The 12,996-nt window shown below is 50.6% G+C and carries 14 protein-coding genes and 1 other annotated feature; all 14 genes read left to right on the top strand.

The genetic code is table 11. The features are described 5' to 3' along the window. Positions 1-49 precede the first annotated feature (49 nt). The 14 genes from DEALDRAFT_RS16575 to DEALDRAFT_RS13200 all read left to right on the top strand — a co-directional run bounded on the left by DEALDRAFT_RS16575 (position 50) and on the right by DEALDRAFT_RS13200 (position 12,991). Positions 50-220: a DUF1540 domain-containing protein gene (locus DEALDRAFT_RS16575; protein ID WP_008518356.1), complete on the top strand. Its 171-nt coding sequence runs from the start codon at positions 50-52 to the stop codon at positions 218-220. A 259-nt stretch (positions 221-479) separates the two neighbouring features. Beyond that, on the top strand, positions 480-1,262 hold the full coding sequence (ytxC, locus tag DEALDRAFT_RS13265) for a putative sporulation protein YtxC (protein WP_083798802.1): 783 nt from the start codon (positions 480-482) through the stop codon (positions 1,260-1,262). A gap of 71 nt (positions 1,263-1,333) precedes the next feature. Then, positions 1,334-1,927 (top strand): DUF445 domain-containing protein, encoded by a 594-nt coding sequence (locus tag DEALDRAFT_RS16230; protein ID WP_008518350.1) that lies wholly within the window; start codon positions 1,334-1,336, stop codon positions 1,925-1,927. A gap of 61 nt (positions 1,928-1,988) precedes the next feature. Next, a complete protein-coding gene (gene thrS / locus DEALDRAFT_RS13250; RefSeq protein ID WP_008518349.1) occupies positions 1,989-3,899 on the top strand; it encodes a threonine--tRNA ligase in 1,911 nt (636 codons plus the stop codon). Positions 3,900-4,087: 188 nt separating this feature from the next. Next, positions 4,088-4,600 carry a translation initiation factor IF-3 gene (gene infC, locus DEALDRAFT_RS13245; protein WP_164473698.1) on the top strand — a complete coding sequence of 171 codons (513 nt, stop codon included), beginning with the start codon at positions 4,088-4,090 and terminating at the stop codon, positions 4,598-4,600. 12 nt (positions 4,601-4,612) lie between these two features. Then, complete coding sequence (gene rpmI / locus DEALDRAFT_RS13240; protein WP_008518345.1) at positions 4,613-4,807, top strand: 50S ribosomal protein L35; 195 nt, start codon at positions 4,613-4,615, stop codon at positions 4,805-4,807. A 52-nt stretch (positions 4,808-4,859) separates the two neighbouring features. Continuing rightward, on the top strand, positions 4,860-5,213 hold the full coding sequence (gene rplT / locus DEALDRAFT_RS13235; protein ID WP_008518344.1) for a 50S ribosomal protein L20: 354 nt from the start codon (positions 4,860-4,862) through the stop codon (positions 5,211-5,213). Between the two features lie 68 nt (positions 5,214-5,281). Beyond that, on the top strand, positions 5,282-6,625 hold the full coding sequence (locus DEALDRAFT_RS13230; RefSeq protein ID WP_008518342.1) for a TrkH family potassium uptake protein: 1,344 nt from the start codon (positions 5,282-5,284) through the stop codon (positions 6,623-6,625). A gap of 12 nt (positions 6,626-6,637) precedes the next feature. Further along, on the top strand, positions 6,638-7,291 hold the full coding sequence (locus DEALDRAFT_RS13225) for a potassium channel family protein (protein ID WP_008518340.1): 654 nt from the start codon (positions 6,638-6,640) through the stop codon (positions 7,289-7,291). Positions 7,292-7,295: 4 nt separating this feature from the next. After that, positions 7,296-8,090, top strand: a complete 795-nt coding sequence (locus DEALDRAFT_RS13220) for a TrmH family RNA methyltransferase (protein ID WP_008518338.1) — start codon at positions 7,296-7,298, stop codon at positions 8,088-8,090. Between the two features lie 156 nt (positions 8,091-8,246). Beyond that, positions 8,247-8,465 (top strand) — a binding site (T-box leader). A gap of 141 nt (positions 8,466-8,606) precedes the next feature. Next, positions 8,607-9,632, top strand: a complete 1,026-nt coding sequence (gene pheS / locus DEALDRAFT_RS13215; RefSeq protein WP_008518335.1) for a phenylalanine--tRNA ligase subunit alpha — start codon at positions 8,607-8,609, stop codon at positions 9,630-9,632. Positions 9,633-9,661: 29 nt separating this feature from the next. Beyond that, positions 9,662-12,070 (top strand): phenylalanine--tRNA ligase subunit beta, encoded by a 2,409-nt coding sequence (gene pheT, locus DEALDRAFT_RS13210; protein WP_008518333.1) that lies wholly within the window; start codon positions 9,662-9,664, stop codon positions 12,068-12,070. A gap of 82 nt (positions 12,071-12,152) precedes the next feature. Next, entirely contained in the window at positions 12,153-12,437 is a 285-nt protein-coding gene (locus tag DEALDRAFT_RS13205; protein WP_008518332.1) for a cell division protein ZapA, read from the top strand. Beyond that, entirely contained in the window at positions 12,434-12,991 is a 558-nt protein-coding gene (locus DEALDRAFT_RS13200; RefSeq protein WP_008518330.1) for a CvpA family protein, read from the top strand. The genes DEALDRAFT_RS13205 and DEALDRAFT_RS13200 overlap by 4 nt, the downstream gene beginning before the upstream one ends. Positions 12,992-12,996 lie beyond the last annotated feature (5 nt).

The following is a 12,996-nucleotide window of genomic DNA, read 5'->3' as shown; positions in this document are numbered from 1 at the left end:
GCCCACAGAAGCAAAATATAAGAACAGAATATGAAAAGGAGGGGATTTTATGAGCGCTTCAAGAGAATCGAATCCTATTACACGGGTAAAATGTGTGGTGGACAGTTGCGAGTATTGGGATAACGGTGATCATTGCATGGCTTCAAATATTGAGATTCAGCCTCCCGCAGCTTCCGATACGGAAGAAACTGATTGCGCAACATTCCGTCCCAAGCACTAGGAAAGAAGTTTTGGGACAGTTGACCTGTCCCCGTGTCCCAAAAAGACGTGCTCACAGCACGTCTTTCTTAGGTTTGGTAAGATGTGGGGAAAAAGTATACATTTTTTCTTCCAGTCATATAATACAGGAGAAGGGAGTTGACAGCGTTGGCAATGATTGCGATAGCTGTAAAATACACCACGCCTGGGCTGTTAGAGAGACTGGAAGAGGGCATGTTTTTTTTAAAAAAACGGGGTGTAGGGTACAGATTCGGGAGAAGATGATGAACGACTGGCCCCACTATCTTTGTGTTCTGGAAAAGAAAGGCGCAGAAACTGATTATGAGGCAGGTTTGCTGTTTAAGCGGATATTAGCTGAGAATTTAACGGAATTTGTGATGAGTGAGCAGTCTGTGCCATATTTGGCGGATATTTTATCACATTACTACTTTTACTTTCCCAGTGATGAACGGCGGGAAATTCTTGCTCTGGCACAGAAACACTATGAAAATGAGCGGGTAAAAGACGGTGGCGGCCAGGTTTACAGCGAAGTGTTGGAACAGATGCGCGGTTTTTTGGAGGGCAGCAGATATTTTAACCTGCACGGCTTTATTGTGTTTCGCCTGCGGGTTTGGCTGGAATTGCTGCGAAAATGTGTGGATAATGCGGTAAATGATTTCTTGCTGGAAAAGGAATATCAGGAATTTATCAAATTGCTGAAGTATTTTGTGGCACTGCAGGAGCCCAAGATGGATTTAATCCATGTCACCGCCAATGAGGACGGACAGATTAATTTGCTTGATGAACATTATCAGGCCATTGAGTGGTCCGAGGATAATATGCAGTGGGACTGGGACGACAGCTTTGTGGACGAAGAAGACCAGTTGGTAAGTATGCTGATAACCGTGGCTCCGCATCGGGTGATGCTGCACCGTAATGTGCATGCCAGGTTTCCCAAAGCGGCGGACACCTTAAAACATGTTTTTGAAAACCGGGTTACACTATGCAAGCGATGCAAACTGTGTCAGGAAGTAAGTAAACACCTGACTTTAAAGGAGAAATAGGCCGGCTGACAGCCGGTCTTTATTTCTTTGTGGCGAACGTGGTAAAATATAGGGGTGGAAGGAGAGAGATAATGATTTTTGTCCTTTTACCTCTGACAGGCGCGGTTATTGGCTGGATTACCAATGTGCTGGCGATTCGCCTCTTGTTTCGCCCGCTGGAGCCTGTGCGGCTGGGTCCGTTCCCCATTGTGCTGCAGGGCCTGATTCCCAAAAGAAGAGGCCAGATTGCTGAAAACGTGGGAGAAGTGGTGGCTGCACAGCTATTCTCTGTGGACGAGCTGGCAGGTCGGGTGGACATGCCTCAGATGCAGCTGGAAGTGGAGCGGTTGGTGAAAGAGGCGGTTCAGGATTGGTGCGGTGAAAGGATGGGAATGTTCCCAGGCCCACTGCGCCAGTACTGCAGCAATGTATTGCGGGATTTGGTGGCCGAAGAGGTGGCCCGGCAGTTTCCCCGGATGGCCGGGATGTTTTTTTCCCGTATGCGGGAGCAGGTCAATGTGCGCACCATTGTGGAGGATAAGATTAATGCCCTTTCTTTGGCTGAGGTGGAACAGATGGTGATTACCGTGGCGCGGCGTGAACTAAAACAGATTGAATGGCTGGGTGCGCTGTTGGGTTTTATAATCGGTTTGCTGCAGGCCCTTTTGGTGTTCTGGCTGGTCTAAACTTGACAGGCTGTTTTCCAGGTTTTATGATGATTGCAGACATATGTAGGATGGAGTGATGATGTTGCCTAAAGTTACATTACCTGACGGATCAGTACGTGAATATACCGACGGCACCACCGTAAGTGATGTGGTGGCAGATCTTGGCGGCCGGCTGAAAAAAGAGGCGGTGGCGGCTAAGGTTAACGGTGTGGTAAGGGATCTGACATACACGCTTACAGAGGATGCAGAGGTGCGTTTTCTCACATTTGCCGATGATGAAGGGGCAGAGGTGTATCGTCACACCTCCAGCCATATTCTGGCCCTGGCCGTAAAGCGGCTGTTTAAGGGTGTTAAGCTGGGTATCGGTCCGGCTATTAAAGACGGCTTCTATTACGATTTTGACTACAGTGAGTCTTTTGTGCCGGCAGATCTGGAGAAAATCGAAAAAGAGATGGAGAAAATTATCAAGGAAAGCCTGCCGCTGGAGCGTTTTGAACTGGAGCGGCAGGAGGCGGTGGAGTATTTCAACAAACTGGGTGAGGATTATAAGGTGGAGTTGATTCAGGATTTGCCGGAAGATGCGGTGATTAGCTGTTACCGCTGCGGCGAGTTTGTGGATCTTTGTGCCGGTCCGCATCTGCCCACCACCGGACGGGTAAAGGCGGTTAAACTTTTAAACCTGGCCGGTGCGTACTGGCGGGGCAGTGAAAATAATCCGATGCTGCAGCGGATTTACGGCACATCCTTTCCCAAGCGCTCGCAGTTGGATGAGTATCTGCACCGGTTGGAAGAGGCTAAAAAGCGCGATCATCGCAAACTGGGCCGGGAGTTGGACTTGTTTAGCATTCAGGATGAAGGCCCCGGATTTCCTCTGCTGCATCCCCGCGGCATGATTATCCGCAATGCGCTGGAGGAGTTTTGGCGTGAGGAGCACCGTAAAGCAGGCTATGATGAGATTAAGACCCCCATAATTCTCAACCGGGTATTGTGGGAACGCTCCGGCCACTGGGACCATTATCAGGAAAATATGTACTTTACCAAAATTGATGAGCAGGATTTTTCGGTAAAGCCCATGAACTGTCCGGGATCCATGCTGGTTTATAAAACAAAAATGCATTCCTACCGTGATTTGCCGGTGCGGATGGGAGAGTTGGGTCTGGTCCACCGCCACGAGCTTTCCGGGACACTGCACGGCATGATGCGGGTCCGGGCTTTTACCCAGGATGACGCCCATATCTTTATGCTGCCTTCGCAGATTAAAGAAGAGGTGGCCAAGGTAATTGAGCTTACCGACCGGGTATATAATGTGTTTGGCTTTGATTATCATGTGGAACTGTCCACCAAGCCGGAAAAAGCCATGGGTTCCGATGAGATGTGGGATGTGGCCACCAATGCGCTGCGTGAGGTGCTGGAGGAGCGCGGCATGCAGTTTGTGATAAATGAGGGAGACGGTGCTTTTTACGGACCAAAGATTGACTTCCACCTGCAGGATTCCATTGGCCGCACCTGGCAGTGCGGCACTATCCAGCTGGATTTCCAGATGCCGGAGAAATTTGATATTCACTATGTGGGTGAGGACGGTCAAAAGCACCGTCCGGCGGTGATTCACCGGGTAATCTACGGCTCCATTGAACGCTTCATGGCGGTACTGATTGAACACTTTGCCGGAGCCTTTCCGGTGTGGCTGGCGCCGCAGCAGGTTGTGGTGCTGCCCATTACGGACAAGCATCATCAGTACGCCCAGACACTGGTGGAGCGCTTTAGAGAAGCCGGTGTTCGTGCCGAGGCCGATGTGCGCAATGAAAAAATAGGCTATAAAATCCGGGAAGCCCAGGTACAGAAAGTTCCCTATATGCTGGTGGTGGGCGACAAGGAAATGGAAGCCGGCCAAGTTTCGGTGCGGGAACGTGCTGCAGGAGATGTGGGCTCCATGGAAGTGGATGCTTTTCTGGCCAAGATCACAGCAGAGATCGCCAACAAGCAGCGTTGACTTAAGAGGAAAAATATGATATAGTTAGTTGCGTCAAGCAGAAGCCACCGCTTCTCACCCCAAGGCAAAGCCGAAAGGGTCAGCAATAACCACAGTTTATGTGTGTATATTTTGCTATGAAAAGCAGGTGGATTCTCACCTGCTTTTTCTTATTGGTTTTTGGTATGATATTTTGGAGGTGATATAAAATTAGTAAGGACACACTTGTTAACGAACAAATCCGGGCACGGGAAGTACGGGTTGTTGATCAGGAAGGGAACCAGCTGGGGATTATGCCCTTGAAAGAGGCGCTGCGGATTGCCGGGGAGAAAAACCTGGATCTTGTGGCTGTGTCGCTTTCTGCCAAACCGCCTGTCTGCCGCATTATGGATTTTGGGAAATACAAGTTCGAGCAGAGCAAGCGGGAAAAGGAAGCCCGCAAAAATCAGAAAACCATCACAATGAAGGAAGTAAAAGTTCGTCCCAACATTGAAGAACACGATTTCCAGGTAAAGCTTAAGAATGCCCGCCGTTTTCTGGAAAACGGTGATAAGGTGAAAGCCACGGTCATGTTCCGCGGGAGAGAAATTACCCACCCGGAGCTGGGGCAGAAGCTGCTTCTGCGCATCGCAAAGGATGTAGAGGACCTGGGCAATGTGGAGCGCGTTCCTAAAGTGGAAGGGCGAAACATGATTATGATTCTAACGCCGAAAACAAGCTAGGAGGGAACAGCTATGCCTAAAATGAAAACACACAGTGGTGCAGCAAAGCGCTTTAAGAAAACCGGCAGCGGCAAGTATAAGCGCAGCCGGGCTAACCATAGCCATATTTTGGAGAAAAAAGCTCCCAAGCGTAAGCGTCGTCTGCGCAAAAACTCCGTGGTTTGCGCTGCAGAGACCAAGCGTTTGGACAAAATGCTGCCCTACTAAAAACAGGTTACATCTACATTTATAAATATAACAATGCAGGGAGGTTTTACCCATGCCTAGGGTTAAACGGGGTGTGGCCACGCGCGCACGCCATAAAAGAGTTATTAAACTGGCCAAAGGTTATTTTGGCGCCAAAAGCAAGTTGTTTAAAACTGCAAATCAGGCGGTTATGAAATCGCTGGCCAACGCTTATCGCGATCGTCGTCTGCGCAAGCGTGACTATCGGAAGTTATGGATTTCCAGGATTAACGCCGCAGCACGTGTAAACGGTATGTCCTACAGCCGCATGATGTATGGCTTGAAGCGTGCAGGGATTGATATCAACCGTAAAATGCTGGCCGATTTGGCAGTAAACGATGCGGAAGGCTTCAGTCAGTTAATTGGAGTTGCAAAAGAAAACCAATAGGGTTAGAATGTAAGTCAGAAGCGCAAGCTTCTGGCTTTCCCTTTTAAACTTGTTTGGAGGTAGCCACAGTGCAACTTAACCCCTTTCAGGCACCTAAAGTATCGCCGGCCAAGATTTTGGTGGTGGGCTTTGCTGCCGTAATATTCATCGGTGCCCTCCTGCTTACTTTGCCCATAGCCACGCACAGCGGTCAGATCTCGTTTCTGGATGCGCTCTTTACAGCCACCAGCGCTGTTTGTGTAACCGGCCTGGTGGTGGTGGATACCGGTACATATTTTACAGTTTTCGGCCAGACCGTGATTATGATTCTGATTCAAATCGGCGGCCTGGGGATTATGACAGCCGCCACGGTGGTGTTTATCCTGCTGGGAAAGAAGATTACCCTGCGGGAGCGATTAGTAATAAAGGAAGCCATGAACCAGATTACCATGGAAGGTTTGGTGCGTCTGGTGCAGATTGTTATTTTGCTGACCTTTGCCGTGGAAGCAGTGGGAGCATTACTCTTAAGTACCCGCTTTATTCCTGAATATGGTTTGGGGACAGGCCTTTTTTATTCTGTTTTTCATGCCGTCTCCGCCTTTAGTAATGCCGGGTTTGATTTAATCGGAGAGGGGAGAAGCCTGACCCCATTTGCCAATGACCCGGTGATCCTGTTGACCATTGCCGCTTTGTTTATCCTGGGTGGTTTGGGCTTTTCCGTGGTGATGGAGTTTTATCAGAAAAGACGCCTGCGAAGGCTGACTTTGCATACAAAAATGGTTCTCATCATTTCCTCTGTTTTATTGGTTTTGGGAACAGTGATAATTTTTGTGATGGAATACAACAATCCGGAGACACTAGGGCAGCTGGGCTTTTTGGGAAAAGTGTTAAATGCTTTCTTTACTTCAGCCACCACCCGGACAGCCGGTTTTAACTCGGTTCCCACCGGCGGGCTGCTGCACCCCACGTTATTTTTCATGCTGGCCCTGATGTTTATCGGTGCATCGCCGGGCTCCACCGGGGGCGGCATTAAAACCACCACTTTCGGCGGACTTTTGGTGGCGGTCATCTCCACCATTCGCGGCAGCGATGATCCGGTTATTTTCAAAAAGCAAATCCCGGTGGAAATCTTGCGCCGCGCATTATCCATTGCCGTAATTTCCATTACGTTGGTGTTTCTGGTAACCCTGCTTCTGTTAATTACCGAGGGAGGCGAATTGCTGCCGGTCTTTTTTGAAGCCATGTCCGCCTTTGGTACGGTGGGTCTTTCTACAGGCATAACCGGTGAATTGTCTCCGCTGGGCCGGATTATCATAATTATCACCATGTTTGCCGGCCGTCTGGGTCCCCTGACCCTGATGTTTGCACTGGCCCGCAGAATGCAAAAAAAATCCCCCATTCGCTATACATCGGAAAGAATAATGCTGGGGTAGGGAGTGAAACAAATGAAAGTGAAACAGTTTGCAGTTATTGGTATCGGCCGTTTTGGGGCCAGTGTGGCCACCACGCTTTATGATATGGGTCATGACGTATTAGTAATTGATACCAGTGAATCAAAAATTGAAGCAATAATTGACCGGGTAACCCATGGAGTGGTGGCCGACAGTACCAGTGAAACGGCGCTGCGCTCATTGGGTATCACAAATTTTGACGTGGTCATTGTTTCCATCGGTCAGGACATCCAGGCCAGCATTCTTACCACACTGGTGATTAAAGAAATGGATGTAAAATATATCGTGGCCAAGGCCAGGACCTCCCTGCACGGTAAGGTATTGCAAAAAATCGGGGCCGACAGGATTATTTACCCTGAGCGGGATATGGGCATCCGGGTGGCAAACAACCTGGTGGCCACCAATGTTATCGATTTTATTGAGCTTTCTCCCGACTACAGCATCGTGGAAATTATTGCTCCCGGTGATATGGTGGATAAATCTCTCAGAGAGCTGGATTTGCGGGCCAAATACGGTGTAAACGTGTTGGCCATTCGTGGTGCAGATAAAAAGATAAATGTATCTCCCGCAGCTCACGATCACATTAAAGAGGGGGACCTGTTGATTGTGGTGGGAGAAAATGAAAAAATCCAGAATCTGAGCAGGTGAGGCCGTGACTGTAATTTCCAGTACACAGAACCGGTACGTTAAACTGTATCGCAGTCTGGAAAAACGAAAAATCAGGATCCAGCAAAATCTGGTGCCACTGGAAGGGGAGAAGCTAATCCGGGACGCCATAGAGCGCCGGGTTCTACCGGAAGTTGTTTATCTGCGTGAGGGCCTGACGCCGGAGGAGTTCCCGTTTCTGCAGGCGCTGGAATCTCAGGTTCCCGTCCTGAGTATCGCAGAGAAGCTTTTCGACCGTACCGCTTTTACCGATTCACCACAGGGCATTCTGGCGGTGGCGCCGCGCCCCAAAAGTGATTTGACAGATCTGTTTGTCAAAAAACCTGCCCTGTTGTTGGTAGCAGACGGCGTGCAGGATCCGGGGAATTTGGGTACCATGCTGCGTTCCGCCGCCGCCGCCGGTGCTGACGGCGCAATTTTGCTGCCCGGCACCGTGGATGCCACAAACCCCAAAGCGCTGCGTGCTGCCATGGGGGCGTACTTTGCCCTTTCTGTGGTGGAAACAAATCATCAAGATTGTCTCTCGGCCCTTGCCGGACACGGGGTTTCGCTGGTGACCACCGCTGCCCGGGCTGAAGTAGCCTATGACCGTTATGACTGGAATACCCCTGTGGCCGTTGTGATTGGTAACGAAGGGTCCGGTGTTTCACCGGCTATGGCCGAAGCGGCCAAATCCAGAGTTTCCATTCCCATGGCAGGAGCGGTGGAATCATTAAATGCCGCCATTGCCATGTCTGTTATCTTTTTTGAAGCAGCCCGGCAGCGTCGGAAGCTTGTGTAAGGGAAATCCTTATGCTATAATTAAAACAGTTCCATTCCAGAAGCAAGGAGTGGTCATAAAAATGGCAAATGCAGAATTATTTTGGGTTTTGTTTGAAAGGACGGGTTCTGTAGCGGCGTACCTGCTTTATAAGCAGATGATGACATCAAAAATATGCTAAAGGCGATGACGGGACGAGTACGCCAATAACCGCACCACAGGAAGGAACGTCGAGACTGAGAGCGTTCTGTGTAGGGTTGGTCGGAAGTTCCTCCCCGAGCAGCCGGCTGAAAAGTTTTTGAGTAGGTCGGTACGGGTAATCCCGTTACAGAATCAGAGTGAGTAGGAATCTGCTAAAGTTGGGTGGTACCGCGGAAGTATGCTTTCGTCCCTTTTGAGGGACGATATTTTTTTATACTGGAAATTATAACTCTATGCAGTTTGTAACGCTGCTAAGAAAACCAGTACCCAAAGCGCCAGTTTAACCGAATGCAGCGCGTTTTATTATCCGATGTTTTTGGTAAAGGAGTTGACGATATGCAGGACAAGCTAAAGGCTATAGCCGAAAACGCCCGGCAGGAGATTGCCGCTGCCGCGACAGAAAAAGAGTTAAAGGAAATCCAGGTCCGCTTTTTAGGCAAAAAAGGTGAAATGACCGCTGTTTTGCGTGGCATGGGCAAGCTGCCGCCGGAGGAGCGGCCGGTGGTGGGCGGTTTGGCAAACCAGATTCGTGATGAACTGACCGAGCTGTTTGCCGCCCGGGAAGAAGAGCTGCGCAGCGCTGAGCGCCAGAAGGATATGGCGGCCCAGAGGGTGGACGTTACCCTGCCGGGCCGGCCGCAGGAATTGGGTCATATGCATCCCTTGACCCGGGTGATGGATGAAATTGCCGAGATTTTTCTTGGTATGGGCTTTACCATTGCCGAGGGCCCGGAAATTGAGACCGATTATTATAACTTTGAAGCGCTGAATATTCCCAAAGAACATCCGGCCAGAGAGATGCAGGATTCTTTCTACATAAGACCTGATATTCTGTTGCGCACCCACACCTCGCCGGTGCAGGTCAGAACCATGGAAAAGGTGGCCCCTGAGGTGCCGGTACGCATTATTGCTCCCGGGAAAGTTTATCGCCGCGATGATGATGCCACCCACTCCCCCATGTTTCACCAGGTGGAAGGGCTGGTAATTGACCGTAATATTTCTCTGTCCGATTTGAAAGGGACGCTTCTGCTTTTTGCACAGCAAATGTTTGGGCCTCACCAACAGGTTCGCCTGCGGCCCAGCTTTTTCCCCTTCACTGAGCCCAGTGCGGAAGTGGATATTTCCTGTTTCCTGTGCTCAGGGGACGGCTGCCGGATCTGTAAAGATACGGGTTGGATTGAGATTCTCGGTTCGGGCATGGTGCACCCCCGGGTACTGGAAATGTCCGGGTACGATCCGGAACAGTTTACCGGTTATGCCTTTGGTATGGGTGTGGAGAGGATAGCTATGCTGAAGTACGGTGTTGACGATTTGCGCCTGTTTTTTAATAATGATGTACGTATGCTGCGGCAATTCAGATAAAGAGCGAAACGGTAAAGGAGGTAGCACCAGTGCGGGTACCTTATACATGGTTAAAAGATTTTATCGACTTGGAACACTCTGCCCAGGAGTTGGCAGAGATGTTAACTAACGCCGGGATTGAAGTGGAGGAAATAACCACGCTGAAACCGGCTTTCACCAATGTGGTGGTGGCGGAAGTAAAATCTCTGGATAAACATCCGGAAGCAGATAAGCTGTTTGTGGTGCAGGTTCATGACGGAACTGAAGAAAGCACCGTGGTGGCGGGCATTAATAATTTCTCTCCGGGGGACAAAGTGCCTCTGGCCAAACCCGGCGCCAGGCTGCCCGGTGATTTGAAAATCCGGCGCACCAAACTGCGGGGCATTGAGTCCAACGGGATGCTTTGCTCCGCAGAGGAGTTGGGCCTGGAGCTAAATCCCGGTGTCCACGGTATTTTGGTGTTGGACGGCGAAACGCCTGTGGGCGTGTCATTGGAAGAGGCGCTGTACTTAAACGATCCGGTATTGGTGCTGGGACTGACGCCAAACCGGGCCGACTGTCTGGGCTTATTGGGTGTGGCCCACGAAGTGGCGGCGCTCACCGGAAAAGCGGTGCAGATGCCCGATACGTCACTGCCGGTGGAAAAGGCCACACAGCCGGTGCCCAAAATTTCCATAGAAGATGAAAACCTCTGTGCCCGCTACGCCGGGCTGGTGCTCTCCGATATCCGGGTAGATATGGCGCCGGTGTGGATGCAGGTCCGCCTGCTGCAGGCCGGAGTGCGGCCCATCAGTAACATTGTGGATATCACAAACTATGTTATGTGGGAATGGGGGCAGCCCCTGCATGCCTTTGACTACCATACACTGGCGGAACACAGTATTGTGGTGCGCAAAGCCCGGGAGGGCGAGGTCATGGTAACTTTGGATGATCAGGAGCGTGAACTGACTTCTGAGATGCTGGTTATTGCCGATGCCAAAGAACCGGTGGCGCTGGCCGGGGTAATGGGTGGCCTGGCCACGGAAGTGACGGCGGCAACCGATACAGTGCTGTTGGAATCCGCCCATTTTAACCCGGTATCTATCCGCCGCACCGGTCGCAGTCTGGGCATGTATTCGGAAGCACAGCAGCGTTTTGAAAAAGGGGTGGATGTTAATGGCTGCGGCCAGGCTATCCGTCGTGCCGCCCGCCTTATTGACCTTTTAAATGCAGGACGGGTGAACGGAGATGTGGTGGACGAATATGTTGCGCCGCAATATCCCAAGAAAATCAGGCTGCGCCCCGACCGGGCGCGGCAGTTGATTGGTCTGGAAATTTCCCAGCTGGAGATGTCCACCATTTTTCAGCGTCAGGGCTTTAAAGTGGAGGAAGGTACTCAGCTTCATGTAACGGCGCCCACCCGTAGGGCCGATTTGCAGGAAGAAGTGGACTTAATTGAAGAAGTTGCCCGCATTCACGGTTATGACAAAATCGGTACCACTCTGCCTTCCGGGACTATGACCCAGGGCAGAAGGACAGAAAAACAACGGGCCATAAAAAAAGTGAGGGAAACGCTGATTTCCTGCGGCCTGGCGGAAGTAATCAATTACTCCTTTGTCAGTCCGCAGATGTCTGATAAACTGCGGATTCCCGCCGAAAGTCAGCTGAGAAAAGCGGTGACCATTGCCAATCCTCTGTCTGAAGAGCAAAGCGTGATGCGTACGCTGCTTACCGGCGGCCTGCTGGATACCTTGTCCTATAACAGTAACCGAAATGAACAGAACATCAAGGTTTTTGAACTGGGAGCGGTGTACCTGCCCAAGGAACTGCCTCTTGTTGAGTTGCCTGAAGAAAAGACCATTCTGGGAATTGCCATGACCGGAGAATTTCCCAAAGAACACTGGCGTCACAAACCGGTATCCGTGGATTTCTTTGATGTAAAAGGGGTTGTGGAGACGGTGCTGTCGGTTTTGGGAATTGATGGGGTACAGGTTACAGAAGCAGAGCTTCCCTGGTGTCAGCCCGGACAGACCGCTCTCTTGTATCTGGACAATGAGGAGTTGGGCTGGATTGGCCGGGTGCATCCGGAAGTGGCGGATGAGTACGACCTGGAAAAACCGGTTTACCTGGCCGAGCTGGACTTGGCAAAATTGCTGGATAAGGCCAGCCTCATTACCCAATATACCAGTTTGCCCCGGTATCCGGCGGTTCTGCGGGATATAGCGGTGGTGGTGCCCGATTCGGTGAGCGCAGCGGAAGTAATTGACCTGATGCGTGATGCCGGCGGGTCAATTGTGGAGGATATTACCCTCTTTGACTTGTATCGCGGCCCGCAAATCCCTGAAGGCAGCCGCAGCCTGGCCTTTGCCGTCACCTACCGTGATGCGGCGCGGACACTAAGCGATGATGTGGTGTCCCGAGAACATCAGAAAATAGAAGAAGCGTTGGCTTCCCGGTTTGGTGCCAGCCTGCGCCGTTAAGAAAGAAGGAGAGCGGGCAGGAAATTTGTCATATGGAGGCGAATTCTTTACCAAATAGCAATTTCTGGGGAGGTAGACCGCCATGACCCATGATGACAACAAAGCACGCGTAAATGTAAAAATTTACGGAGAAGAATATGTGATGCGCGGACCCAATACGCCTGAACATATGTTGAGCATAGCGCATTATGTAGATGAAAAAATGAAGGAAATCGGCCAGGCCAATACCCGTCTTGGTATTAACAAGGTGGCGGTGCTGACTTCGCTTAATCTGGCCGATGAGCTATTTCGGGCCCGTAAGGAACTGCAGGAGATGAAGGCCCGTATGGAACAAAAGAACCGACAGGAGCATAGAAACCGCCGATGAACTGGCTTGATGTACTTCTTATATTGCTTTTTATTTTTTCCATTTCAATGGGCTGGCGCCGGGGATTGATCCGTCAGCTCTTTGATGTGGCTGCAGTAATTGCCGCCTATGCGGTGGCTTTGTTTTTTGGCAGAGAATTTGTTCTGTGGCTAAACAACTTTATCCCACTGGCCGAGTGGTTTCCTGCCTGGTTTAGCGAAACCTCTCCCTTGGGATTTGCGGTGGGGGAGATTTTGCTTCGTTTACTGGGGTTTTTTATCCTGTTTTTTGCGGTGCGCCTGGTTTTTCGGGTGGTGGGCGGTTTGCTGCACAGTATTTTTTGTCTGCCGGTGTTGGGAACCATCAACGGCGCCGGCGGCATGCTTATGGGGATGCTCAAAGGCTTATTGCTTATCTTGATTATTGTGGCGGCAGGGCAGCTCATCAGCACCCCGTTTTGGCAGCAGACCATGCAGCAGTCCCTGGTGGCCTCTGTTTTATTAGACATTTTACCTGTGGTCTACGACCAGATGGTTCGTTTCTTGTTAGGGAATCAAATTAGTGTGACTTTCTGAATTTA

Source organism: Dethiobacter alkaliphilus AHT 1, from assembly GCF_000174415.1.
Taxonomy (GTDB): Bacteria; Bacillota; Dethiobacteria; order Dethiobacterales; family Dethiobacteraceae; genus Dethiobacter; species Dethiobacter alkaliphilus.
This window is presented reverse-complemented; position numbering and strand designations above follow the sequence as displayed.

Bases quoted from the DNA above. Each gene is read 5' to 3' on its own strand.
- rplT (WP_008518344.1), top strand. From the start codon at position 4,860: ATGCCTAGGGTTAAACGGGGTGTGGCCACGCGCGCACGCCATAAAAGA.
- DEALDRAFT_RS16575 (WP_008518356.1), top strand. From the start codon at position 50: ATGAGCGCTTCAAGAGAATCGAATCCTATTACACGGGTAAAATGTGTG.
- pheS (WP_008518335.1), top strand. From the start codon at position 8,607: ATGCAGGACAAGCTAAAGGCTATAGCCGAAAACGCCCGGCAGGAGATT.
- DEALDRAFT_RS13200 (WP_008518330.1), top strand. From the start codon at position 12,434: ATGAACTGGCTTGATGTACTTCTTATATTGCTTTTTATTTTTTCCATT.
- DEALDRAFT_RS16230 (WP_008518350.1), top strand. From the start codon at position 1,334: ATGATTTTTGTCCTTTTACCTCTGACAGGCGCGGTTATTGGCTGGATT.
- rpmI (WP_008518345.1), top strand. From the start codon at position 4,613: ATGCCTAAAATGAAAACACACAGTGGTGCAGCAAAGCGCTTTAAGAAA.
- thrS (WP_008518349.1), top strand. From the start codon at position 1,989: ATGTTGCCTAAAGTTACATTACCTGACGGATCAGTACGTGAATATACC.
- ytxC (WP_083798802.1), top strand. From the start codon at position 480: ATGATGAACGACTGGCCCCACTATCTTTGTGTTCTGGAAAAGAAAGGC.
- DEALDRAFT_RS13205 (WP_008518332.1), top strand. From the start codon at position 12,153: ATGACCCATGATGACAACAAAGCACGCGTAAATGTAAAAATTTACGGA.
- DEALDRAFT_RS13225 (WP_008518340.1), top strand. From the start codon at position 6,638: ATGAAAGTGAAACAGTTTGCAGTTATTGGTATCGGCCGTTTTGGGGCC.